The sequence below is a fragment of the Shewanella decolorationis S12 genome, from assembly GCF_000485795.1.
Lineage (GTDB): Bacteria > Pseudomonadota > Gammaproteobacteria > Enterobacterales > Shewanellaceae > Shewanella > Shewanella decolorationis.
On record NZ_AXZL01000063.1, the window covers coordinates 26,169 to 49,440 of the forward strand.

General features: G+C 47.8%; 22 protein-coding genes. 8 read left to right on the plus strand and 14 right to left on the minus strand.

Features of this window, described 5'->3' with window-relative positions:
* Window positions 1-13 precede the first annotated feature (13 nt).
* From SHD_RS09355 to SHD_RS09370, 4 genes are read left to right on the plus strand one after another with little or no spacing between them, the layout of a single operon-like run.
* Window positions 14-943 (plus strand): dTDP-4-dehydrorhamnose reductase family protein, encoded by a 930-nt coding sequence (locus tag SHD_RS09355; RefSeq protein ID WP_023266882.1) that lies wholly within the window; start codon window positions 14-16, stop codon window positions 941-943.
* The gene (locus SHD_RS09360) at window positions 936-2,225 is read left to right on the plus strand and encodes an ATP-binding protein (RefSeq protein WP_023266883.1); all 1,290 of its coding nucleotides are present in this window, start codon (window positions 936-938) and stop codon (window positions 2,223-2,225) included. Before SHD_RS09355 ends, SHD_RS09360 begins: the two co-directional genes overlap by 8 nt.
* Window positions 2,222-2,773 (plus strand): response regulator transcription factor, encoded by a 552-nt coding sequence (locus SHD_RS09365; RefSeq protein ID WP_011624258.1) that lies wholly within the window; start codon window positions 2,222-2,224, stop codon window positions 2,771-2,773. Before SHD_RS09360 ends, SHD_RS09365 begins: the two co-directional genes overlap by 4 nt.
* Before the next feature lie 30 nt (window positions 2,774-2,803).
* Window positions 2,804-3,280 carry a hypothetical protein gene (locus SHD_RS09370; protein WP_023266884.1) on the plus strand — a complete coding sequence of 159 codons (477 nt, stop codon included), beginning with the start codon at window positions 2,804-2,806 and terminating at the stop codon, window positions 3,278-3,280.
* Window positions 3,281-3,356: 76 nt separating this feature from the next.
* On the opposite strand, the gene SHD_RS09375 is transcribed toward SHD_RS09370, so the two are convergent.
* The 11 genes from SHD_RS09375 to SHD_RS09425 all read right to left on the minus strand — a co-directional run bounded on the left by SHD_RS09375 (window position 3,357) and on the right by SHD_RS09425 (window position 14,470).
* On the minus strand, window positions 3,357-4,067 hold the full coding sequence (locus tag SHD_RS09375; protein WP_023266885.1) for an SDR family oxidoreductase: 711 nt from the start codon (window positions 4,065-4,067) through the stop codon (window positions 3,357-3,359).
* Between the two features lie 26 nt (window positions 4,068-4,093).
* Window positions 4,094-5,671 (minus strand): cryptochrome/photolyase family protein, encoded by a 1,578-nt coding sequence (locus SHD_RS09380; RefSeq protein ID WP_023266886.1) that lies wholly within the window; start codon window positions 5,669-5,671, stop codon window positions 4,094-4,096.
* 510 nt (window positions 5,672-6,181) lie between these two features.
* The gene (locus SHD_RS09385) at window positions 6,182-7,903 is read right to left on the minus strand and encodes an NACHT domain-containing protein (protein WP_023266887.1); all 1,722 of its coding nucleotides are present in this window, start codon (window positions 7,901-7,903) and stop codon (window positions 6,182-6,184) included.
* A 468-nt stretch (window positions 7,904-8,371) separates the two neighbouring features.
* Entirely contained in the window at window positions 8,372-8,959 is a 588-nt protein-coding gene (locus tag SHD_RS09390; protein WP_023266888.1) for a DMP19 family protein, read from the minus strand.
* A 345-nt stretch (window positions 8,960-9,304) separates the two neighbouring features.
* A complete protein-coding gene (locus SHD_RS09395) occupies window positions 9,305-9,691 on the minus strand; it encodes a gamma-butyrobetaine hydroxylase family protein (protein WP_023266889.1) in 387 nt (128 codons plus the stop codon).
* Window positions 9,692-9,845: 154 nt separating this feature from the next.
* Window positions 9,846-11,174: an HslU--HslV peptidase ATPase subunit gene (hslU, locus tag SHD_RS09400; RefSeq protein WP_023266890.1), complete on the minus strand. Its 1,329-nt coding sequence runs from the start codon at window positions 11,172-11,174 to the stop codon at window positions 9,846-9,848.
* A gap of 18 nt (window positions 11,175-11,192) precedes the next feature.
* Window positions 11,193-11,717: an ATP-dependent protease subunit HslV gene (hslV, locus tag SHD_RS09405; RefSeq protein ID WP_011073856.1), complete on the minus strand. Its 525-nt coding sequence runs from the start codon at window positions 11,715-11,717 to the stop codon at window positions 11,193-11,195.
* Between the two features lie 144 nt (window positions 11,718-11,861).
* Complete coding sequence (locus tag SHD_RS09410; RefSeq protein ID WP_023266892.1) at window positions 11,862-12,440, minus strand: type II secretion system protein; 579 nt, start codon at window positions 12,438-12,440, stop codon at window positions 11,862-11,864.
* Between the two features lie 170 nt (window positions 12,441-12,610).
* Complete coding sequence (locus SHD_RS09415; protein ID WP_023266893.1) at window positions 12,611-13,150, minus strand: dihydrofolate reductase family protein; 540 nt, start codon at window positions 13,148-13,150, stop codon at window positions 12,611-12,613.
* A 15-nt stretch (window positions 13,151-13,165) separates the two neighbouring features.
* The gene (locus SHD_RS09420) at window positions 13,166-13,447 is read right to left on the minus strand and encodes a hypothetical protein (protein ID WP_023266894.1); all 282 of its coding nucleotides are present in this window, start codon (window positions 13,445-13,447) and stop codon (window positions 13,166-13,168) included.
* A gap of 414 nt (window positions 13,448-13,861) precedes the next feature.
* A complete protein-coding gene (locus tag SHD_RS09425; protein ID WP_023266895.1) occupies window positions 13,862-14,470 on the minus strand; it encodes a response regulator transcription factor in 609 nt (202 codons plus the stop codon).
* A gap of 208 nt (window positions 14,471-14,678) precedes the next feature.
* Here SHD_RS09425 and SHD_RS09430 point away from each other — a divergent pair, with 208 nt between their 5' ends.
* Window positions 14,679-16,484 (plus strand): sensor histidine kinase, encoded by a 1,806-nt coding sequence (locus SHD_RS09430; protein ID WP_023266896.1) that lies wholly within the window; start codon window positions 14,679-14,681, stop codon window positions 16,482-16,484.
* 70 nt (window positions 16,485-16,554) lie between these two features.
* Here the strand turns inward: SHD_RS09430 and SHD_RS09435 are convergent, their stop codons facing one another.
* Window positions 16,555-17,466 (minus strand): LysR family transcriptional regulator, encoded by a 912-nt coding sequence (locus tag SHD_RS09435; protein WP_023266897.1) that lies wholly within the window; start codon window positions 17,464-17,466, stop codon window positions 16,555-16,557.
* Window positions 17,467-17,576: 110 nt separating this feature from the next.
* Here SHD_RS09435 and SHD_RS09440 point away from each other — a divergent pair, with 110 nt between their 5' ends.
* From SHD_RS09440 to SHD_RS09450, 3 genes are read left to right on the plus strand one after another with little or no spacing between them, the layout of a single operon-like run.
* Window positions 17,577-18,713, plus strand: a complete 1,137-nt coding sequence (locus SHD_RS09440; RefSeq protein WP_023266898.1) for an alkene reductase — start codon at window positions 17,577-17,579, stop codon at window positions 18,711-18,713.
* Window positions 18,713-19,357, plus strand: coding sequence for an ester cyclase (locus SHD_RS09445; protein ID WP_023266899.1), 645 nt, complete (start codon window positions 18,713-18,715; stop codon window positions 19,355-19,357). Before SHD_RS09440 ends, SHD_RS09445 begins: the two co-directional genes overlap by 1 nt.
* Window positions 19,354-20,358 carry a polysaccharide deacetylase family protein gene (locus SHD_RS09450; RefSeq protein WP_023266900.1) on the plus strand — a complete coding sequence of 335 codons (1,005 nt, stop codon included), beginning with the start codon at window positions 19,354-19,356 and terminating at the stop codon, window positions 20,356-20,358. The genes SHD_RS09445 and SHD_RS09450 overlap by 4 nt, the downstream gene beginning before the upstream one ends.
* A 60-nt stretch (window positions 20,359-20,418) precedes the next feature.
* Here the strand turns inward: SHD_RS09450 and SHD_RS09455 are convergent, their stop codons facing one another.
* Entirely contained in the window at window positions 20,419-21,579 is a 1,161-nt protein-coding gene (locus SHD_RS09455; RefSeq protein WP_023266901.1) for a putative sulfate/molybdate transporter, read from the minus strand.
* A 279-nt stretch (window positions 21,580-21,858) separates the two neighbouring features.
* Window positions 21,859-23,247, minus strand: a complete 1,389-nt coding sequence (locus SHD_RS09460) for a tetrathionate reductase family octaheme c-type cytochrome (RefSeq protein ID WP_023266902.1) — start codon at window positions 23,245-23,247, stop codon at window positions 21,859-21,861.
* Window positions 23,248-23,272 lie beyond the last annotated feature (25 nt).

Sequence of the window (23,272 nt, forward strand, 5' to 3'; positions counted from 1 at the left end):
ATCGCGGGGCAATATGGCAAATATCATGGTAACGGGCGCAACTGGATTACTCGGCAGGGCGGTCGTCAAACAGTTAACCGCCGTGGGTCATAGGGTGATTGCCACAGGTTTTAGCCGCGCCGAGGCGAATATCCATAAACTCGATTTAACCCAAGCCGTCGAGGTTGAAGCTTTTATTGCTAGCGAGCAGCCCGAGGTGATAGTGCACTGCGCCGCCGAGCGTCGTCCCGATGTATCCGAGCGCTCGCCAGAACATGCCTTAGCACTGAATCTTAGTGCTAGCCAAACCTTAGCCGAGGTCGCCAAGACCCATCACGCTTGGCTGCTGTATATTTCCACCGACTATGTGTTTGATGGCACAACGCCTCCCTATGCCGAAGATGCCGCGCCCAATCCGGTCAATTTTTATGGCGAGTCTAAATTGCAGGGCGAAACCTGTGTGCTCAACATCGACAGCGGTTTTGCGGTGTTACGTTTACCTATCCTCTACGGCGAAGTGACTCAACTGAGCGAATCTGCGGTATTGGTACTAATCAATCAATTGTTGGATAGCAGACCACAGCGGGTCGACCATTGGGCTATTCGCGCGCCAACATCGACGGCGGATATTGCCAATGCCATCGCTAAGCTCATCCAGCGGCAGGCTGACGGCGCCGATGTGTCGGGGATTTACCATTTTAGTGCCACGCAAACCATGACTAAGTATCAGATGCTGCTCAGCTTAGGTGAACTGCTGGGGATAGGTACTGCGCATTTACTTCCTGAGCCAACGCCTATGGATAGCGCCAAAAGGCCGCAAGATTGCACCTTAAGTTGTGGGCGTTTAGCGGCGCTGGGCATTTATTCTGAGTTGGAATTTAGCGCAGGGCTTAATCAGGCGCTCGCTCAATCCAGTGCGGCACTGGCAGCGGTAGGCTGTCGTTTAAGGAATCACCATGGTTAAGATTTTAGGCACAAATTTGCAAGCCGCCGACCAAGTGGCGCTGCTTAGAACCTTAGGCTTATTGCTGCAAATTGGTTTGACGTTATTTGCCGCCGACACCTTTGGCCTGAGTTTGCAAATGGAGCCGCTGGTGCATGTGTTTGTGCTGGAGGTGCTGTATTTGTCGCTCACCTTGGCATTGCGTAAGCCTTTGTTTGCGAAAGAGCGTGGCCTGTTTATCGCCCTGAGTCTCGATACCTTGTTTTGGATCTCTTGGCTGTATTTTTCGGGCGGGGCGACCAATGCGTTTATCTCCTTACTGCTATTACCGATTGCGCTCGCCGCCGTGACTCTGCCGATTTGGGCACCTTGGAGCCTGACGGCGATCTCTACGCTTGCCTACAGCCTGATGATTTTTACCGTACCTGAGTCGCAAATGCATCACCACGGTATGGATATGAGTTCCCACTATCTCGGTATGTGGTTTAACTTTGTGATTTCGGCGCTGGTATTGACTACGAGTGTGGCCTTGATTGCCAAGCGCATGCGCCGTCAGGATGCGCAGCTTGCCTATATGCGCGAAGGACAACTGCGGCAGGAGCAGTTATTGGCGCTCGGTACTGTGTCAGCGCAAATGGCCCATCAATTGGCGACGCCGCTATCGACACTGCGATTATTGCTCGACGAATTAAGGGACGAACAACCCGAACCTTCGCTCACTGTAGTTGAAATGGAGACTGCATTAGGTCGCTGCGAACATACCTTAACCGAGCTGCGGCTGGCGACTGAGTCGATTCGCGACCGTCGTCAGCGGCCACAAAAGATCACTGAGCTGGTGGCTGGATTAAAGCAGAAAACCCAGTTGTTGATGCCGCAAACTGAACTCAATTGGTTGATCACCTGCGCGCCTAAGCAGTTGGAAGAGCAACAGATCTTAACCGATATGAGCTTAACTCCAGCCATTATGGCCTTGATTGAAAATGCCGCCCGCGCCAGTGCCGAAACCTTAGGCGTCGCCCAAGTGGATATCAGTCTCGATAGCGCGCCAAGTGAAGGGCAGATCTATTTGCAGATCCGTGATTATGGCGCGGGTATCGCTCCCTCATTATTGCCACAATTGGGGACCTTATTAATCGAGAGCCCCAAAGGCTTAGGCGTGGCCTTGCTGCTGAGCCACGCCAGCCTCGAGCGTTTGGGCGCAGAGTTGATCCTCGCCAATCATCCTCAAGGGGGCACTGTGGCGCAAATTCGTTTTACCCTCTTGCAGCCTACTGCATCGGCCACGACTGCGGAGGTGCTATGAAACGGCTATTGATTATTGAAGATGATCAGGCGCTTGCAGGCGTGCTTGCGCGGCGGTTGACTCGCCATGGTTTCGAATGCCGCTTAAGTCACGATGCCAGTAATGCGCTGCTGGTGGCGCGGGAGTTTTGCCCTAGCCATATCCTGCTGGATATGAAACTGGCCGAGGCCAATGGTCTGAGTTTAATCGTGCCCCTGCGTAATCTGTTGCCTAAGGTGATCATGGTGTTGCTAACCGGCTACGCCAGCATTGCTACTGCGGTAGAGGCGATTCGCCTCGGCGCGGATAATTATCTTGCCAAACCCGTCGATACTCAAACCTTGTTGGCCGCCTTCGAGGTGAACAGTCAGGCGAGTGCGCTGCCCGAGGATGAAATCGATGACTCGCCGCTCAGCCCTAAACGGCTGGAATGGGAGCATATTCAGCAAGTGCTCAATGCCAATCAGGGCAATGTGTCGGCTACCGCCCGCCAACTGGGTATGCACCGCCGTACCTTGCAGCGTAAGTTATTAAAGAAACCCGTGAGTGAAACCGGGCCGCTCAAATAAGGGCAATGCACTTAAGAAAGGAGTCGTCGCATGCGTGAGTATGATGGTATTGAGGTACGTTATCGCAGGCCCGATGCCGATTTAGCCAAAAGCTTGCAAGTGATTGAAAACCTATTGGGCTTTGCCCCCGAACTGCAGCAGTTAGACTTTGATTTATCCTTTTGGGCTGGCGGTGCTGGGGTGCTTGATAAGCTGGCAATCTCCTGCAATGTTTCGCCCGAGCAGTGGTTAACACTCAAGCAAAAGCTGGACTTATATTCACCCGAAGAGATGGTTGCGAGGGATGATTGTCGCGAAGACTTTATCTGGTTAGTTGCCGATGATGAGGCATGCAGTGATATTTTGGCGGCTGCGGCGCAATTTATTAATGACAACAAGGCGCCGTTTCAAGGGGAGTGTGACACATCACAGGCAATCCACTTTGGTTATATGAGCGATGTGAATACTTGGACGGCTGTATGGGGGCAAGGCTGCCGAATCAATTATGCCTACTTTTGTGAAGGTTAAGAATTGTCAGGGCTAAGCGCTGTCAGTACTGAAAGCTGCCAAGGTTTATCTGCATTAGTGCTAAATGTTTGTATCGCTACCAAGGCAGCTCAATACCATCGTAGGCCAAAAAGGTGCCCGTTTGTGCTGGTGTGGCATTGGCGATAATACTCACCAAACATTGGGCGACGTACTTTGGTGTAAACAGCTTTTCTTTGGGCACGTTCTGCTGAAAAGGTTTGGATAATCGCGTATCCGTAGTGCCGGGATGCAGTGCTAGCACCACGCAGTGTTTCATCGTTCTTTGCCATTCAATCGATAGCGTTTTAAGGAACATATTCAGCGCCGCCTTTGAGGCGCGATAGCTGTACCAACCCCCTAATCTGTTATCGCTAATGCTGCCGACTTTGGCTGATATCACCGCAAATCTTGCCGATGTACTGCGTTTTAACGTGGGTTCAAAGTGTTTTGCCAACATTATACTCGGCAGCGTATTAAGCTTGATATTGTGCAGGAAAAAATCCCCATCGAGTGCCTGCACGCTTTTTTCTGGCCCCTTATCCTCGGTGTGTAGCATGCCAATACAGTTGATTAGCCAATCTAATTGGGGAATGTTTTGACTCAGTTGCTTAATCTCCTCCTCAAGGGTGATATCCAGCCGATGCCAGATAACGCCATCGCCTCGCCCAGTATCTGGCTGATGATGTTTATAGGTCGCATGAATAGTGGCCTCGGGATAGGTTTCGCGCAGCTTATTCACCATGGCGTGACCTATACCACCGCTGCCACCTAATACCAAAATATTCATCGCGTTTCTCCCATGCGAATAAGCCTTTAAAGGCGTTCAAGTTGCGCCAGATGTTGTTCGGCCGTTGCCAGAATGGCTTGCCTTGTCGCTTCATCGGTTTTATCCCAAGTGCGGTACAGCATGGCGATGCGTGGATTGTGGGTGAATTGTGCGCGGTGTTTATCCATAAAGCGCCAATAAAGGCTATTTAATGGGCAGGCAAGGGCGCCGCTACGTTCTTTTATCTTGTAATGACAACTGCCGCAGTAATCACTCATTTTATTGATATAACTGCCGCTCGCGGCATAGGGTTTAGTGCCGACTATGCCGCCATCGGCAAATAGCGCCATGCCGCGAGTGTTGGGCATTTCGACCCATTCAATCGCATCCACATATACGCCTAAGTACCACTTATCCACCTCATCGGGGGCTATTTCGGTCAATAAACAAAAGTTGCCAATCACCATTAAGCGTTGAATATGATGGGCATAGGCGTAATCGAGTGACTGAGATAAGGCGTGGTGCAGGCAATTCATTCGAGTCTTACCATGCCAAAAGTAGTCTGGCAGCTTGCGCGTGGCCTCGAGGGCATTAATGTTGGCGTAGTTGGGTATATTGGCCCAATAGATACCGCGCACATATTCTCGCCAGCCGAGGATTTGCCGAACAAAGCCTTCGACCTGGGCTATCTCAATAAAAGGATTGGCATGATAGTGCTCAATCACCGCATTGATTACTTCTAATGGGCTGATAAGTTTGGCATTTAGGCTAAAGGACAGCCGACTATGGTACAGGCTCCACTGCGAGGGATGTTGCTGGGTCATCGCATCTTGAAACCGGCCAAAGGCGGGTAGGCAGTATTCACAAAAATACTGAAGTAATTCGAGGCTTTGCGCGCGGTTTATCGGCCAGAGTAAACGCGTATCCGCCTTGCCCATAGTATTAATCCCATGGCGTTGAAGGCGAGCGAGAATGTCTTGCACATTGTGGCCAAACATCAAGGGTGTTGGGAGCGATTTGATATCTTGGGATTTAAGCTTTTGCCTGTTGCTCGCATCAAAGTTCCACTGACCGCCTACGGGCTTGCCATCTGTCATTAAGATATTGAATCTTTTGCGCATTCGCCGATAAAAATGCTCCATCAGCCTGTGTTGCCCTTGAGGAAACTCCCTATCAATTTCGTCAAAGGGCAATAAAAAGTGCTCCGTATCGACGCAATTTACAACGGCATTGGCCAACTTCAACTGGCTTAATTGCGCGAGGAGTCGATATTCGTCAGGCCGTTGATATTCAAACTTAATCGCCCCTGTTTCGGCAACATAGTGTTGGAGTAAGGCATTAAGATCGGCAAAGTCTTGGGTTTCGTCGAGGGTGAGGTAACGCACTTTATGCCCCGCATCGCCTAGCTCGCTGGCAAACTGCGCCATAGCGCCAAAGAACGCGCAGATCTTTTGCACATGGTGCGTCACATAGGTGTTTTCTTGATGCAATTCTGCGATTAAATACAGTACCTTAGGATCGGCTTGCTTATACCAGCTATGCTGGGCATTAAGCTGATCGCCCAAAATCAGCCTGACCGTATGGAAGTGCTGTAATTGCTGCTGTGATTGCTGCCGTAATTGCATTAGGTGGACTCTGGTGAATGACAGTCGCGATTACATATTTCGCGATGGGATATTGCTGAACATTACGGATTGCAGCACTGTGAGGATCACAAGGCGGGGTATTTGTCGGGATTTCGACAATAAGGTTTATTTGTAAACTTCGTTTATTGCGTTTAAAAGGCTTTTAAAAGCAACGTCAAAGTCAACGTCGTGGGGCTTCACCCCCTGATTTTTAACAAAGAGTCGACCAAGGAGGACTGCTCGTCCTATCCTCCTTGCCTATTGTTTTCACATCGGCCAAGACGCCCCTATGGAGTTGAAAGCCCCTTGGGCATTTAGCGTCCTTATGCTATCGCGTCAGACGATCGTCCCTGATTCGATTGACGCTATCTCGGCATCTGATAGGCAGGATGCCTGAATGTCGTGAAGTGCATCGATGCAAGAGAACGACCATACCTCGCTCACGCGATTTTCTTCAATGCCAGTCAGTAACTTTGCATATGATGGGGGATTCATTACCTGTCATACACTTTAAAAGCTCATATTTGATATTAATTCATTTTTACTTCTGAACTTTAAGTTTGCCTCAGAGTATCGTTTAAACATTGTTTCTATGCATTCGTTAATGATGATATTGAATTCATCCTCAAGGCCTTCATTTTTTATTATTTCTGTAATTAATATGTGTTCAGATTGTTTTTGGTTTATCTCAAACTTTCTAACTAGTTTGAATATTGAATTAAGTAGTTTGTCATGAAGGTCGTTCATGTAATCCAAGTTTAACGCAGGTCGTTCAGAAAATGCAAAGGCGTGAAGTAACATCTCTGAACCATGTTTTTCAAAAATAATCTTTGAGTCTAAAAGTAATTCTTGATAATTGACTTCTCTATATTCTGTTGAGATTCCAAGGTCATCAAATATTTTCCTGTAGATTGGTAGAAAGAAATTTTTGTAAAAACAGTGTTCGTCAATTACTTTTAAAAACTCAAGCTCGACTCTGTATTTGTAAAAGTTTGATGTTGCTATTGTGTAAAACTTCTCTTTTAGCTCTATAGGGCTAATGCTAATGAATTTAGCTGAGTGATACTCCCTTATACTTTTATGTATGTAATGATAACTAAAACCTTCTTCTAATAGTAAGCAGGTGTTTTTTATGCAATCACTTAAGAATGAAAACTCAGAAATTGGATTTATACTTAAGAAGTGGATTGCCTTTTTAGTGACACTTAATGCTTCTTGCCTTGAAAGAGAACTCTTATCTTCAATCATGCTATAAAAACAAAATGCACAGAAGAGATCTTCTAGCTCACGCTCATTTAAACCTGATTTATATTCTCGTCTAAAGCCAGGCTTTGTTGCGTCGTGTCGATTAGCTAATACATGAAATATATTTTCATAAAACTCATGAAGTTGGGTTGGTATCTTATGATACGTTTTATATGTTATGGCCAATAAGGTTAATAGTAAGGGGGTGGTTATTAACTTAGTAATGGTACTATTATTTTCGTTTAATGCTTTCATTATTCGATGAACAGTTACTTCATCGTCAAAGAATTTTTGCAGCATAGGTTTGAAATCGGGGGGCTTTAGAGGTTGAAGATTATATACTGAAAAATAAGATACTTTTTGGATGTCTGAACCCGGGCGTGATGTAATAATTATTTGCTGATTATAATTCCTAGCACAAATATTTTCTATGGATAACAGAGTGTCTTTTAAACATGATTCTGGTATTTCATCAAAGGCATCCAATAATAACGTGAATTTTCCAGAAGAAAATATAAATTCAAGATCCTTTTCCTCTATATTAATGCCCAGATCTGACATGGACATTGCTATTAAGGCGGAAAGGTTTGTTTTTTCAGTAATTTTTCTAAGTTCAATAAAAATAGGAATAGTCTTTCCCTTTTTTAGATTAACTCCTGCCAAATATCTTAAGAGAATGGATTTTCCTTGTCCAGCGGTACCTTGGATAACAATTTTACCATTTTCAGGGAATATATTTAAAGAGTCTACACATATTAGCTGGTCTAATACTTTAATTGTTGATGGGTGATAGAATTCATTTAAGTTTACGCTTTTGTCTATTTGCCATATGGTTTTAACGTTTTCGACGTTTGCTGCTTTAGCGTATGCATCTTCAAGCTTTATTTGGTTAAGGGTTTTAAAAGACTTTGATTTTGACTTAATAAAGGCGATAGCTTCATTAAATATTGCTTTGAAGGATTCGGTAACAACAACTTGTTCTAACATGGTATTGGCTATTAGTGATGTAATAAGGTTATGTTTTACTTTATCGTATAATCAATTATGACGTAAACAAAAATATATATGTATCATTATTAAACAGTGCTTAAGACAAGATTCGCTTGATACTCACAACCTACATAGAAGTTACAGAAGTTCACCTCCCCCTGCGAAGTTGCCGCGGGGCGTTGGAATAAATTGCGAGAGTCCGGTCATGGATGACCGGCTAGCTTTCGCAGGTACAGGGACGTTGCCTTCGGAAGCGATAGCAATTTATCCATAAGACCAAGGCTAGTAATCAATGCATGTAACTTCGCTAGGGGCGGCAAGGGAGATCCAAAAGGGAATTGCTGTTGATCCCCTCTTGGTCGGGTGTGGGGTGAAGCCCCACGACGTTAAGCTAATGAAATACTGATAGTTTAAGTTAACACGCCGCTTAATTACTTGCGTAAAGTACTCACAATAAACCCGCAATCATTCGATTGCGCTAACCAATCCCGTTTGTATCGCATAGATCTCTAGCTTGATATCAAGATTATCCAAGTCTTTATAAAACTCATCATCGAGTTGATTGAGTCTGGCTTCTGCTACTGGATTATCGGTTGCGGCGAGGCGTTGGTCTCTGTCTGTTGGGACGGGATGGTCGCCAAATACCGCCTGTTTAGCCTGTTGTAATAGGGCTAACGAGTGCAAAGCGCCAATTTGCTCAAGGCCACGCTCGGCAACAGCATAATGCTCACCCGATGAGTTATCGAAGTACTGGATAAAGCCGCCGTTGTAGACTTCGCCCGAAAGACAATTGACTGCGTAATAGTGCTGCGCCGCTTCGCTTAGCGTGTGAAAGCCCTGCTTATCGTTATGCACCTGCACCACTATCTCTCGCCACAGGGCTCTAAAAGGGCAGGTTTTATCTAATTCCCGCTCCTTTTGGTAATAGGCTTTTGCCTGTTCGATATTTTCGCGATTGCCGTTTTTGCAGGGCATACATAAGCCCGCGTTGCGCTCGGCGGTGCTGGGCATGATTAAAGTTTGGCAGGCTGTGCAGGGGACTTTTTCCGACATTATCTTTCCTTAGATATTCAGGTCAGCAAGAGAAGTAACAGATTCACAAACTACCCATTGTAAAATGACCTGTTTTTAGAGTTTAAGCATACGCAGAGATTAGCGGAATTAAGCATTGTTATGGAAGTGACCGTTGGCGGCATGGCCGCTCTTTCACATCCATGTGATCGCGGCATTCGCACTTCCATATGCAGCAGATGCCGCCGTCGAGCCTATAGGGATATATTTACGGCGTGTCACTGGAATAACTGTGCTTAATCTATGGCCGAATACTCTTAAACAGCTGTCGTTAGCTGTAATGTAATTGTTTAAATATCACAATTAACAGCCAGCTATCCTAATTTATTAGTTGTACTTTATGTTCATCGCGATCAGCGGTTCGCGGGAAGCCTTTTCGGCACGTAGGCGAGCTAGATATTTTTCCCATAGTTCCACTTGGTGAGTGGCGAGATTGTAAAGCACTTGCCAGGAGAATAGGCCGGTATCGTGGCCATCGTCGAAGACGATTTTTACCGCGTAGTTACCTACGGGTTCGATGCTAGTAATATTCACATTTTTCTTGTGGGTGACCAACTTAGGGTTGCCGTGACCGTGCACTTCGGCGGAGGGGGAATAGACGCGTAACATCTCACAGCTGAGTTGATACAGCTCGCCGTTATCGAAGCTGATTTCTAAAATGCGCGATTTACGCTTGAGCTTAAGATCGGTGACATTGGGTGTGCTAGTGGTCATAGGTAGTGCCAAGAAAATACGGGGAATGGACAAGCTGTAACATAACAATTTGTGGTTAAGGTTACAAAGTGTAAGCCTTAGCCACAGTCACAATTTTGCACGAATGTTCGGTATCTTGGATACCGAACATTGCAGGCTTGGATAACAGCCCTAGTTACAGGATAAAGCGGCTTAAGTCTTCGTCTTGAACCAGATTATCTAAGTGAGCACTCACATAATCGGCATCAATCACAAATGAACTGCCAGACTTGTCGGACGCATCATAGGAGATATCTTCCATCAGCTTTTCCATCACGGTATGTAGACGACGGGCACCAATGTTTTCGGTGCGCTCGTTCACTTGCCATGCCGCCTTAGCAATGCTCTCGATGCCCGACTCGGCAAACTCAATGGTCACGCCTTCGGTGGCCATTAACGCGATATATTGCTCGGTCAGTGAGGCGTGTGGCTCGGTTAAAATGCGTTTAAAATCATCGGCTGATAGCGCATCTAGCTCAACGCGGATCGGTAAACGGCCCTGTAACTCTGGGATTAAATCCGAGGGTTTGGCCATTTGGAATGCACCCGAGGCGATAAACAGAATATGGTCGGTTTTCACCATGCCGTGTTTAGTGGTGACTGTGCAACCTTCAACTAAAGGCAACAGGTCGCGCTGTACGCCTTCGCGGGACACGTCTGGGCCTGAGGTTTCGCCACGCTTACAGATCTTGTCGATTTCATCGAGGAACACGATACCGTGCTGCTCAACCAATTCAATGGCTTGCTCTTTTAAATCTTCCTGATTAACCAGTTTGGCCGCTTCTTCTTCGATCAACAGCTTAAAGGCTTCTTTAATCTTCATCTTGCGGCGTTTAGCCGGTGCTTGGCCCATGTTTTTAAACAGGCTTTGCAGTTGGTTGGTCATTTCTTCCATGCCGGGTGGCGACATGATTTCGATGCCAATTTGTGGCTGCGCCACATCGATATCGATTTCTTTGTCATCTAATTGGCCTTCGCGCAGCTTCTTACGGAAGATTTGACGGGTATTGGAGCTGGTATCGCTATCTGTGTTATCCCAGTCATTTTTCGGCTTGGGCAGCAGAGCATCGAGAATACGCTCTTCAGCGTGCTCTTCGGCACGTTGGCGGCATTTGCCCATTTGTTGCTCGCGGGTCAGCTTGATGGCGATGTCGGTTAAATCACGGATGATTTGCTCGACTTCTTTACCCACGTAACCCACTTCGGTGAACTTAGTGGCTTCAACCTTGATGAACGGCGCGTTGGCAAGCTTTGCCAAACGGCGGGCGATTTCGGTTTTACCCACGCCAGTTGGGCCAATCATCAGAATATTTTTTGGGGTAACTTCTTGACGGAAATCGGCATCTAATTGCATGCGGCGCCAGCGGTTACGTAGGGCAACAGCGACGGAACGTTTGGCCTTTTTCTGGCCGATAATATGGGCATCCAGCTCGTGGACAATCTCACGGGGGGTCATTTCAGACATAATATTCCTCACGCCCTGTTAGTAATTAAGTTCTTCAATCGTTTTGAATTGATTGGTGAATACGCAGATATCGCCAGCAATAGTCAGCGATTTTTCTGCAATTTCCAGCGCCGATAATTCAGTATTTTGCAGCAGTGCCAGCGCCGCAGCTTGGGCATAGTTACCGCCCGAGCCAATGGCGACTAAATCATGCTCTGGCTGCACTACGTCACCGTTACCTGTGATGATCAGTGACGCTTCAGCATCGGCGACCACCAGCATGGCCTCGAGTTTGCGCAGCATGCGGTCTGTACGCCAATCTTTGGCCAGTTCAACGGCCGATCGTAGTAGATGGCCTTGGTGCATCTCGAGCTTGGACTCGAAACGCTCAAATAGGGTAAAAGCGTCGGCGGTGCCGCCAGCAAAACCTGCCAACACTTTGTTGTGATATAAGCGACGCACTTTCTTGGCGTTACCTTTCATGACGGTATTGCCTAGGGAGACTTGGCCATCGCCGGCGATGACAACTTGGTTATTACGGCGTACTGATACGATAGTGGTCACTTTTGAATCCTCTTCTCTTGCCCGCAATGAAAATCCTGCGGTGGATGATGGAATAGATATGGGGATGGATGGTTAGATTTCAAGTGAAAGCGGAAAAAGCCACAGGGCGTTGGGGATTTTATGCCCTGTGGCTGGTAACGGATATTACTGCGATAAGGTAGAGCGGCCGACAACGGTGCGGCCATCGAGGGGATAGTATTTTAGCTCCCAATTCTCGCTGCCAAGGCGGCGATCATCCGACACATAGTTAAAGTAACAATAAGTGTTAGAGTCGGTTATTGCGCCGCCGCTGTACCAATAGACGATATCGACATTGGGGGTTGTTTGCCAATCGAAGTGAGTGGCGAGGACTGTGTCCGGATTATCGAGTAAGGATTGCCACAGCTCACCGCAAAAAGCGCCTTGTAATTGCGTGCCTTTGTTTCCGCTTTGGGCTGTGTCTTTTCCGAGGGGAAAGCCGGTAGTGGTGGAGTCGACAGTGCCATCACCATAGCAGGCAAGATCTTGGGTGTAGCCCGAGTGTCCGCCCGTCAGCCAACAACTGTGATACAGCTTTACGCCAGAGGTAAAAGCGGCGAAGGCGGCTTTTGCCCGCGCATCGTGGGCGTCTTGGCTGAGATTCATAAAACGAGGGGCCGCGACCACGGCAAGAATCCCTAAGATGATGATAACGACCACCAGTTCGATTAGGGTAAATCCCTTAGATGTGTGTAGACGGCTCATACTGCTCACCTGTTGCTAAGATGACTGTATTTTAGCGTAATTTTTGTAGATGTTCATTAAGCTATTGATAGTAATTGTTTTTAATTAACACACTGGTTACATTGTTAACTGGTTTTTGGCAAAGCTGAGTCGGTCAGCTTTGCCAAGTATCAGGTAAGATTTACTATCGATTAACCAAGTACTCTATATCGACTTTGCACATAGCCATTGTCATATTGCTGAGTGTGTAAGGCTTCTAGCTGAATCGCGTGGGCCAAGCCATCAAAGAGAGGGATGCCACAACCAAGCAAGGTTGGGATGCGCGTGAGTGTTAACTCCTGGATGAGTCCTGCCGCGAGAAATCCCTGAATGGTTTGCCCGCCATCGATATAGAGATGCTTAAAACCGCGCTTCTTTAGTTGCTCACTAATACTCGTAGCATCACCGCTAAGAACTTCAGCCTTAGTGTTTAATTCTACGGGAATTGAAATGCCTTGACGGCTTAAGACAAACACGGGCAGCGATTCATAGGGCCAATCGCAGTCAAAGGACAGGACCTTTTCAAAGCTTTTTTGTCCCATCACAATGGCATCAACCGTTTCGATAAAGGCGTAGTAACCAAAATCCTCTTCGGGATTACGGCTCGGGTGTTGATTTAAAAAGTCGATATCCCCATTGGGCGAGGCAATAAAGCCGTCGAGTGAGACGGCAATAAAAACAGAAGCTTGCATTTATCTTCCTTGAGACTACTTACGAGAGTGTTTGTCTAGTGATTCTCTAAGCGCTTGTTGTTGGGCTAAGCAATCTTCCTTCGCCTTGCCGGACATATCGGCGCAGCTTTGGCCTTTATCTGAGTCTTTTAATAATGCTGAAGCGGTATAGATGGCGGCGTCTGTTTTGTCACATTCTTGCTGATCAGCTGGATATGTTTGGTTGCATCTATCACTGACCAGTGTGTTTGTTAGGCATCCGCTTAGGGAGCCAAGCATAAAAAGACTAAAAGAGAGGTTGATGATGATCTTAGACATAAATTCTTCCTTGATTACGTTTGAGTCTGCTAATTATGTTGTTGATTATGACCTCAAATCATCATGAATGTTCTGAGTCTATGAATTAATTTACTTTGTTGGCGGCTGAGGGGCGAGCCTTATAGACAAAACAGGAGTGATAAAAAAGCCCCGAGAACACTGGCCGAACTCGGGGGAAGGTTCTAAAGCAGTGGATCTTTAATGCCTACGGGACATAAAGGAGAGAACCTGAGCTGAGTGTGGCAGTGAATGGTGTTTGACACAAAGCATAAGATGCAAACTGCGACAGCTTGTCGCAGGTGCCCAGTTGATTGCAGTTGGTTAATCGACAGCAGGTAGCAGATAAGCTAAGTGTCTATGCCTTGAATCGGTTAACTGGCTCTCGATCGTTTCCATCTTTCGAGGTTTATTGGATTACTCTGGTAAGAGTGTATTTAGGTGGGCTAAGTGCTGTACTAATTCAGCCATATTGTTCACTTCGAGCTTTTTCATAATCTTAGCCCGATGCACTTCGATGGTTCTTAGGGATAAGTACATGGCTTCGGAGATCTGCTTGTTGGTCATGCCTTGAACCACATGAGCTAATACTTGTTGTTCGCGCTCGGTCAGTTGGGCAAATTTTTGCTGTAGATGCTGTTGCTCAAAACTTGTTTGGCTTAATTTGTGTGCTTTTTCAATGGCTTGAACTAGGGCCTTGCCCGATACGGGTTTTTGAAAAAAGTCGCAGGCGCCCTTGCGGAAAGCGCTTAATGCCATGGGCAAATCCCCGTGTCCCGTGAGAAAGATCACTCCTAGCGGACTTTGGGTTTCAAGCAGTTTTTGTTGTACTTCTTGGCCAGTGATCTCCGGCATTCGGCTATCTAAAATCACACAGCCAGCCTGTGTTAACGGGCATTGGGCTAAAAAGTCTTGTCCACTGCTAAAGGTTTGTACTTGATAGCCAAATTGTCTGAGCATAAAGCCTAAGGAATCGAGAATCGCCTCATCATCATCGACTAAATACAGTGGCAGCTTTGTTGACATGGTTTCCCTTGCGGTGGTTTGTGGCTCTCTTTAGCTTAAGTCTGCAGGGGTGCAGGCTCAATTTTAAGCCTAGGTCTTGGGAGGTGTATCACTAAATTAGCCAAATCCCATTGGGTAAATATCAGAGTTTGGCGCCATTCACAGCTTAATTTTTGCCTAGCGTATAAAGTATTCCTAAAACAAAGGCATATAAGACAAGGCGATAGCAATGGGAACTTGGTGTAGGGCGCTGGTGGTGACTTGCTTCTTGAGTCTGATGGGGCTCAATTTGTCCTATGCCGATGAAGAACTTCCCCTCAATGAATTTAAAGTCGGGGTGCTGGCGAATCATGGCGTGTTACAGGCGAAACAGCGCTGGCAGCCTATGATGGATTACCTTAGTGAAAACGTTCCTAATAGCCGTTTTGAAGTCGTACCCGTCGACTTTAATGGTATGCGTAGCCAGTTGCTTAGCAACGACTTGCAATTTATTGTCACTAACCCCGGCCAGTATTTGCACTTGAGTAATAATTTCCCACTCTCGTGGCTAGCTACCATGAAAAGCCGCAAACATCAGGGCAGTACTTTTACCATCGGCGCCACCATTATTGTGCGCGCCGACAGCCCTATACGCAGCTTGCAGGATTTACGGGGTAAGAATGTGGTCGCCAGCGATCCACAGGCGCTTGGTGGCTATCAAGCGGCGATGGGATTGCTGCATAAAATGGGTTATTTGCCGGAGCAATTCTTTGGTCGAGTACAATTTCTCGGATTCCCTTTAGAACCCCTGATTTATCAAGTGCGCGACGGTAATGCCGACGCCGCCATTGCGCCTTTTTGTACTCTAGAGGAAATGATTGAAACCGGACTTATTAATCAGGCCGATTTTCGGGTAATTCATCCAACCAATCCGCCTGGTTATGATTGTGAGGTCAGCACTCAGCTCTACCCCAACTGGTCATTCGCGGCGGCGGATACAGTATCGCCGCGTATTACCATGCAAATCACCCGTGCTTTGTTTGACTTGCCCGCCGACCATGTGGCGGCGATTACCGCTGATACCTTAGGTTGGACGGCGCCGGTGAGTCAGCTAAAGGTGATTGAATTATTTAAAGAGTTGCAACTACAAGGTGCGGCGCCGCCCCTGTATCAAACCGTCTATAAATGGATGGAGAAAAACAAAGAGTGGGGCGGGGTATTACTACTGATTTTTATCGTGTCGACCATTTATCACCTGTGGCTCGAGTATAAATTTCGCCAAAAGAGCGAGTTTTTGGTCAGCACCGAGCGGCAGCTAAAGGATAAAGCCTTGCAGCTAGAGCGGTTGCAGAGTGCGGCGATTCTCGGGGAGATTGGTGCTGGCCTAGCCCATGAGCTAAATCAACCCATAGCCGCCATTACTCAATACAGTGAAGGCGCTATGATACAGCTAGAAAGGCTGGGGCAGGATAATCCTGAACTCTATGATATTTTGGGTAAAATCAACGCGCAATCGATACGGGCGGGGGCAGTTGTACACCGAATTCGCGGTTTGCTTAAGCGCCGTCAGGCCAAGGCTGAGCCGCTGAATGTGACGTTAGTCGTCAAAGAAGCCCTCGCACTGCTGCGGCGCGAGTTAGACCGCGCCGAGGTACAAGTCACTGTCGAAGTTGAAGGCCATCCCTATGAATTAATGGGTGACAGTGTTGGCTTAAGCCAAATGTGGGTCAACCTAGTGAAAAACAGTCTCGATGCGCTGGAGGCCTGCAAGGATAATCGAGCACGGCAGCTAAGGATTGAGATCTATTATCACTCTAGTGAAATCAAGGTATTAGTCATAGATAATGGCGAAGGGTTACAAGGGCAGGCTAGCGAGTTGATGGCCTCATTTGCCTCCACCAAGGATGCAGGGCTTGGCTTAGGCTTAGCCATTTGCAAGGATGTCGTTAGCCGCCACCATGGCAGTATTCAAATTGAAAATTGTCAGCAATCGACACTCGCTAGATTGCCTTGGCAGCAGGGGTGCGTGGTAACTGTGGTGCTACCTAAAGGCTAGTTTTCCCTTTTACAACATAACGATACAAATTTAGCCAGAGTCACCGTGGTTTTAGTCAGCCAAGTTGCCTCTAAGGCGCTGGATATTCCAAGCTAAATTGCTGCAGTTTTTGCACTAAAAACTCAATGGTGCGGCGTATTTTATGGCTTGGATAGTCGGTTTGCAGATAGACCAATTGCAGTGGCACCGGAGGTGCGAGTTTATCGGCTAGGATAAGCTTTAGCCTGCCTTCGGTGACATCCTGTGCCACATCGAGCCAACTTTTATAGGCGATACCTCGCCCCGCCAGTGCCCAATCGCGCACAACGGCACCATCATTACAAAAGCGTTTTCCTCTCACTTCAATCTCTACGGCTTCATCATTGTGGCTGAATTTCCACTTCTGCCATGGCTCACCTCCACGATTTAAGATCAACACTTGGTGTTGACTCAGTTCGTTCAGTGTTTGTGGTTCTCCATGTTGAGCAAGATAAGCGGGGGAGGCAACGAGCACTCTTGGCGTCATCGATAGTTGGCGTCGTTTTAGATTGGAATCTTCAAGCTGACCATAGCGTAGGGCTAAATGGATATTTTGATCGATAAGATCCGCCATATGGTCGCCAAAATAGAGTTGGATCGAGAGATCTGGCGCACTATCCATTAGTTCATCTAACCAACCGCGGATCCGCGTGCGGCCAATATCAGAGGGGAGAGCGATACGTATTTCACCTTTGAGTTCGCCCCTATGTTCGGCCAAATTGGCAGAAGCGGTTTCGAGTAAAACTAGGGCAGGCTTGGCGGCATCGAGAAATATTCGCCCTTCTTCCGTGAGTTGCAATCGCCGAGTGGAGCGAGCAAACAGCTGACAACCTAACTTTTTTTCAAGCCGTTGTAGGGCGGCGCTAGCGGCGGCGGGCGTCATACCAACCTCTTTACTGGCGGCGGACAGGCTTTCGAGCGCAGCGATACGAAGAGCGAGTTGTAGATCGTTTATATGGTACATATCAAATTATTTTTGAAAATGATTTAAATATTTGACTGATTATCAATATAGATTAATTAATGCACTATTGCACTCAGATATTCAAACTTCATTTATGGTTCGGAGTGCATATGAGTTTATTTACAGCCTATGAGTCAGCGGCACTGACATTACAAAATCGTATCGTGATGGCGCCGATGACTCGGGCGCGTACCACACAGCCTGGGAATATTCCCAACGACTTAATGGCGCAATATTACGCCCAGCGTGCTTCGGCAGGTCTGATCATTACCGAAGCGACCCAAATTTCGGACGACAGCCAAGGCTACTCTTTTACCCCCGGCGTTTATACCGAGGCACAAATTGACGGCTGGAAAAAAGTCACCGCGGCGGTTCATCAAGCGGGCGGTAAAATCTTTAATCAAATCTGGCATGTGGGCCGAGTGTCCCATCCCATTTTTCAGCAGGGCGGGGCGCCTATTGCACCTTCGGCGATAACCCCTGTTGGCACTAAGGTGTGGATTGTTGATGAGCAGCATCCCGAGGGGCAAATGGTGGACTGCCCCGAGCCGAGGGAAATGACTCAAACAGATATCGACCGCGTAGTGGCCGACTTTGCCAAGGCAGGGGCAAATGCCGTTGCCGCAGGTTTCGATGGTATCGAAATCCACGGTGGTAATGGTTATCTCATCGACCAATTCCTACGAACTAACTCTAATCACAGAACCGATGCCTATGGCGGCACGCCCGAAAAACGTATTCGCTTTTTATTGGAAGTGGTTGAAGCGGTAAGTGCCCAGATTGGCGCCGATAAAGTAGGCGTTCGCCTCGCGCCCTATGTGACTTTTAAGGACATGGCTTGCCCTGAGATAGTCGATACTATCCTGTTAGCCGCTAAGCATTTATCGGCCATGGGCGTAGCGTATTTGCACTTGTCGGAAGCCGATTGGGACGATGCGCCGCAAGTGCCAGAGTCCTTCAGAATCGAGCTACGCAAAGTGTTTAAAGGCAGCATTATTGTGGCGGGTCGCTACGATGTCGAGCGTGGCAATGAGGTTATCGAAAAAGGTTATGCCGATTTAGTGGCCTTTGGTCGCGCCTTTATCGCTAACCCCGATCTGCCCTATCGTTTAGCCAATCAATTACCCCTATCACCCTTCGATAAGGGGCCATTATTTGGTGGCAGTGCGGCTGGATATACGGATTATCCAAGTTATCAAACGGCGCTGCGAGCTGTGATCCGCTCTAGTGATGATGAGGTGGCATAATGCAACATCGTACTTATTGCGCCGTTGCGCCTTGGATAAAAGTCGGTTTATGGAGCTCAGGATTACTCGGCTTAGCCATTATAGGCTTTGCGCTTGCGAGTCTAAGCATGACGGCATTTGCCGCTCAAGGGGGTTCAACCCAAGCCAGTGTTGATGTCAAAACCGCTCTTACTCCTAAGGTAACGGCAATGGAGCTGATCAGCGATGGTTCACCACAGGCTGAATCTATTGCCCACGCCGCTTTGCTATACGCTAGTTTTTGGGATACAGGCGACCCAACATTTGCCCACTGGGCATTAGCGACCAGTTTTATCGATCGCACCTTGCCAGAAGGTCGTGCACAGGGGATTACTGGTCCGCTCGACGCTTCTAAGCACTTCAGGGCGGCGGTGCCCGATCTCTCGGTAACCGTTGAGCACCTGCTGGTGGTCGGTGACCGTGCGGTTGTGCGTCTCCGCTTTAATGGCCATTTTACCGGTGTCTTTGGTGAACAGCGTGGACAAGGGCAAAAAATTGATTTTCGCGCCGTAGATATGTACCGAGTGCGTGATGGTTTTATCACAGACAACTGGCACCTTGAGGATTATCAGACGCTATTTAGCCAGCTTGCCGCTAAAGCTGTGACCACAGGAGCCAAGTCATGAACCCACGTCGACAATTTTTAAAGACCAGTCTACAGGCGGGCGGTGCTTTGGTGGCGGGTGTAGGGCTAAGTCAATCAGCCTTTTCCATGGGGTTACCAGGTTTAGTGGCACTCGATGATCAAACACAAACTTCTGTTGGAGGCAGTATGAATAAGCGTTTTTGGCCTAATGGCGAACAACTAGTGATTTCTATCTCCATGCAGTTTGAGGCTGGCGCGCAGGATAAAAACGCCGAAGGTCCGTTTCCACCAATGGAGCAGGGTTATCCTGATACTATTACCCCCAGTTGGTACGACTACGGGATGAATGAGGGGATACCGCGTTTGCTACGTTTATGGCGTAAGCACAATATTAAGGTGACATCCCACATGGTGGGCCGCGCCGCCGAATTACATCCACAACTTGCCAAACAAGTGGCGGATGAAGGCCATGAGATTTCAGGCCATGGGCAGACGTGGACACCGCAATACAGTATGTCGCCAGCGCAGGAGCGTGATTCTTACATCCAGAGTATCAATACCTTAGAAAAGATTACCGGCCAGCGTCCCATAGGGTTTAATGCGTTTTGGATGCGCCACAGCACCCAAACCTTAAATATCCTGCAGGATTTAGGCTTTATCTATCATATTGATGATCTATCAAGGGATGAACCTTCAATTATCCCTGTGCAGGGTAAACCGTTTGCTGTGGTGCCTTATACCTTACGTAACAATGATATAGGTCGCTTTGGTGGCAATACTGCGATGACGGCTGCCGCCTTCTTGCAGGAGCTTAAAGACGAATTCGATATGCTTTATCAGGAAGGCGCATCCCAGCGGCGGATGATGTCAATCAGTGTGCACGACCGTATCGGGGGGGCGCCAGGTCTTGCCAATGCCTTAGACAAGTTTATTCAATATGCTAAGGAACACGCAAAAGTAGGTTTTATGCGTAAGGATGTAATAGCGAAATGGACGCTGGCACAAAAGGATACGCCCACCAATCCTGCAAGAACATTTTAAGAGATAAAAACACAGCACAGGGAGGTGCTGTGTTTTTTACTTTCTTGGAGATATTGGTGCTTAACGCATGGCGAGCATGGCCCAAGTGCGGCGCCCTTGCTCGAGAAGAATACCAACAGCCAGCCCAGCGGCGGCGTTGACAGCCAAGCAAGTGACTGCGGTTGCGAGGATCACAAAGATACAGAAGGGCTTACCATCAATAAGGCGTTTTGACCACGCCAGTTGCAAACCGCCGATGGATAGCAAACTGCCGAGAATTGCCACAGGAATAAGCCCGAGCAACCACGCAATTTGGCTATCCCAAAACAGGGCAATCACCACACAAGTACCACCGAAGATTAATGGCGCGAGGTGAGTGCGCGCGCCAAAATGGTATTGCACCGCAAGGCCTCCCGCGCCATGGCACATGGCCGCCGCCCCAAAAGGCGCGAGTAACAAATTGGCAAGCCCAGAGCTAATGGCCAAGTTTTTAGGCGTGAGTTTGGCGGCGTCTTCGGGGAATTTTTCCTGCGCCATGGCCGAGGTAGCTATCACTGCATTGGTTAAGGTGAGGGCGAGCTGCGGCAACACCAGTAAAATCGCCGCCGAGCTCCACTCATTAAGACTAGGCCAAGCCAAATGTAGCGAGGCGCTCAAGGCGGGAATAGTCAGGCTGCTAGTTATTTCGGTTTGGCTGTTGGCTTGCCACAACATGCCCGCAGCAATAACGAGTGGCATAGCAAGGTAACGTAAAGGTAAGAATTTACTCACAAATAGCAAGGCAAACGCGCCGAGTCCGAGCAGCCAAAAGTCGCTCATCATCTTAGTGCCCATCCACATTAATTGTAGGCCAATGGCAAGCTGGATACCGACACTCACGGCTTGGGATAATTGCTTGGCAAGCCAAGTAATGGCGCCACTAAAGGCCAAAATTAACAGTATGACACCCATCAGCATGGCGCTGGCTTGCAGCATCCCGGGCGTTAAGCCTTGGGCGATCACGAGGGCGGCGATGACCTTCATGGGTTGGACGGGAATAGGGCGGCGATAAAATAAGGCGCTTAAGATCGCGAATAGGCCAAAGCCTAAAAATATCCCTTGGGGCGAAAATTGGTTTAGGGCAATTAAGCCCAAGACTAAGGGTAAAAAAGTGCCTAGGTCGGCAAAGGCGCCGCTGGTTTCACCGAGTAAACGGTTGAGCGGTTGAGTTGAGTGCTGTGCTGGGGTTTTGCCCGCGGTCATAGAGGTTGCCACAATTGAACATTGCCTGATTAGGCAAAATAAATGCCATAAAAATCAGTTGATTTGACTTATAAACAGAGCCAAAGTCCATTTTAAACCGATAGATTAAGACAAACTGGGACAGTATTGTTTTTTCTCTGTGCCGATTTGTCTTTGTTGGCAGAGTATAGCTGATAAAAAAGAGAGCTTAGCCAGCGGGAACTAAGCTCTCAAAGGTTTGCAGGGGAGCGATACTCGCTATGCCATCAGGCTTGGTTAGGCTATAGCGAGTGGAACAGCTTATGGTTGCTTATGCTTAGGGCCTTGCTTGTTTTTCATTGGGTCGCCTTGATAGCCCAAGGCTTGCCAATCGAGGCGAGTGCCTTTGTTATGGCAATCATTACAGTTAAGCGCTTGCTCTTTAGGTGACACCATGTGGTTGATCCGCCACCACATTTCAGTGGCAGCAAAGTCATATTCACCACTGTATTTAATACCTTTTTCCAACATGGTTGGATTGGCTTCCATACCCAGTTTCGCCGCTAAATTCCAATCAAACTCGCTCCAATATCCGCCCTTGCCATAGGTTTTTGGGGTGATAAAGATGTTGAGTTTTTTGTCGTAAATCTGCTTACCAGTATGCACCTTAAAGGGATAAATCTTGGCTTTAGCGTCGTTAATGTCGCCCATAGGGTAGGTCAGCTTAGTGACGACTTTCGGGTCCATCTTGTCCCCCGCCATATAAGCGTTAGCCGTGCCGTTGTACCAAGCGTACTGGGGCTTGACCATTTTCTCCCACACAAAGTCACCCTTTTTCTTTTGATAGGTGTGTTTACCATATTTATCAACGGTTTCAGGTTTATCATCCCCTGCGGTTGACCAATCCCAGTGCATCTTGGTGGGTTCATTCTTAGCGAAGAAGGGAATATGGCAGGTTTGGCAAGCCACGGTTGCTGTATGGGTATTGAGCTTTTTGTTGCTATGCGGTGCACTCTCGTGGCAGTTCTCACAACCTATATGGTCAATACCGCCAGGGGATACGCCCATGGCATTACCCGATATTTGATGTTTTTCAGTGGTATGGCAGTTTTGGCATTGGAAGTTATTGCCGTCGCTGTCCATGTGTACATCAGTGGCTTTATCGGGATAGGCCATGGAGGAGTCTAGATCCCCATGTTTGACCGCATCACCACCGCCACCATAGAAGTGGCAGCTACCGCAGTTATCCCGCACGGGTTCACCCACGTTTTGCGCGATCTTCGCCAGATCGAGTTTTGCCATGGGTTCACCTGCACCAGCGGGGTCTTTTACATAGGTGCCTGTAGTGTCGTGGCAGACTAAGCAGTCCACTTTGGTTTTATCTTTAAAATCAAAGTTGCTGTCTTTCCAACCATAACCAGCGTGGCAGCTAGTGCAGCGAGGCTCGTTGCTGGAAATCGACACACAGAAGTTATTGATACTGTTTTTCTTACCGCGTAATACGGTTCTATCGGGGAGCTTTTGTTCTAATTCCCATGTCCAGTGGGAGGTTTTCATCATGTCTGTGGCTTGTTCTTCGTGGCAGGTTAAGCACTGAGTCGTGACCTCTGAACCTGTGGCGAAGGGGCCTTTGAGAACGTCTTTATGGGGATTGGCAGCCTGCGCTTGCAACGCCATACCCGCTAAGGCAATAACAATGAGTTTTTTCATTCTGTACTCCTGCCCTCGGCGATAC

Bases quoted from the DNA above. Each gene is read 5' to 3' on its own strand.
- SHD_RS09435 (WP_023266897.1), bottom strand. From the start codon at position 17,466: ATGTACCATATAAACGATCTACAACTCGCTCTTCGTATCGCTGCGCTC.
- SHD_RS09430 (WP_023266896.1), top strand. From the start codon at position 14,679: ATGGGAACTTGGTGTAGGGCGCTGGTGGTGACTTGCTTCTTGAGTCTG.
- SHD_RS09370 (WP_023266884.1), top strand. From the start codon at position 2,804: ATGCGTGAGTATGATGGTATTGAGGTACGTTATCGCAGGCCCGATGCC.
- SHD_RS09360 (WP_023266883.1), top strand. From the start codon at position 936: ATGGTTAAGATTTTAGGCACAAATTTGCAAGCCGCCGACCAAGTGGCG.
- SHD_RS09455 (WP_023266901.1), bottom strand. From the start codon at position 21,579: ATGACCGCGGGCAAAACCCCAGCACAGCACTCAACTCAACCGCTCAAC.
- hslU (WP_023266890.1), bottom strand. From the start codon at position 11,174: ATGTCTGAAATGACCCCCCGTGAGATTGTCCACGAGCTGGATGCCCAT.
- SHD_RS09460 (WP_023266902.1), bottom strand. From the start codon at position 23,247: ATGAAAAAACTCATTGTTATTGCCTTAGCGGGTATGGCGTTGCAAGCG.
- SHD_RS09390 (WP_023266888.1), bottom strand. From the start codon at position 8,959: ATGTCGGAAAAAGTCCCCTGCACAGCCTGCCAAACTTTAATCATGCCC.
- SHD_RS09355 (WP_023266882.1), top strand. From the start codon at position 14: ATGGCAAATATCATGGTAACGGGCGCAACTGGATTACTCGGCAGGGCG.
- SHD_RS09380 (WP_023266886.1), bottom strand. From the start codon at position 5,671: ATGCAATTACGGCAGCAATCACAGCAGCAATTACAGCACTTCCATACG.
- SHD_RS09410 (WP_023266892.1), bottom strand. From the start codon at position 12,440: ATGAGCCGTCTACACACATCTAAGGGATTTACCCTAATCGAACTGGTG.
- SHD_RS09440 (WP_023266898.1), top strand. From the start codon at position 17,577: ATGAGTTTATTTACAGCCTATGAGTCAGCGGCACTGACATTACAAAAT.
- SHD_RS09425 (WP_023266895.1), bottom strand. From the start codon at position 14,470: ATGTCAACAAAGCTGCCACTGTATTTAGTCGATGATGATGAGGCGATT.
- SHD_RS09375 (WP_023266885.1), bottom strand. From the start codon at position 4,067: ATGAATATTTTGGTATTAGGTGGCAGCGGTGGTATAGGTCACGCCATG.
- SHD_RS09450 (WP_023266900.1), top strand. From the start codon at position 19,354: ATGAACCCACGTCGACAATTTTTAAAGACCAGTCTACAGGCGGGCGGT.
- SHD_RS09365 (WP_011624258.1), top strand. From the start codon at position 2,222: ATGAAACGGCTATTGATTATTGAAGATGATCAGGCGCTTGCAGGCGTG.
- SHD_RS09445 (WP_023266899.1), top strand. From the start codon at position 18,713: ATGCAACATCGTACTTATTGCGCCGTTGCGCCTTGGATAAAAGTCGGT.
- SHD_RS09420 (WP_023266894.1), bottom strand. From the start codon at position 13,447: ATGTCTAAGATCATCATCAACCTCTCTTTTAGTCTTTTTATGCTTGGC.
- SHD_RS09395 (WP_023266889.1), bottom strand. From the start codon at position 9,691: ATGACCACTAGCACACCCAATGTCACCGATCTTAAGCTCAAGCGTAAA.
- SHD_RS09415 (WP_023266893.1), bottom strand. From the start codon at position 13,150: ATGCAAGCTTCTGTTTTTATTGCCGTCTCACTCGACGGCTTTATTGCC.
- SHD_RS09385 (WP_023266887.1), bottom strand. From the start codon at position 7,903: ATGTTAGAACAAGTTGTTGTTACCGAATCCTTCAAAGCAATATTTAAT.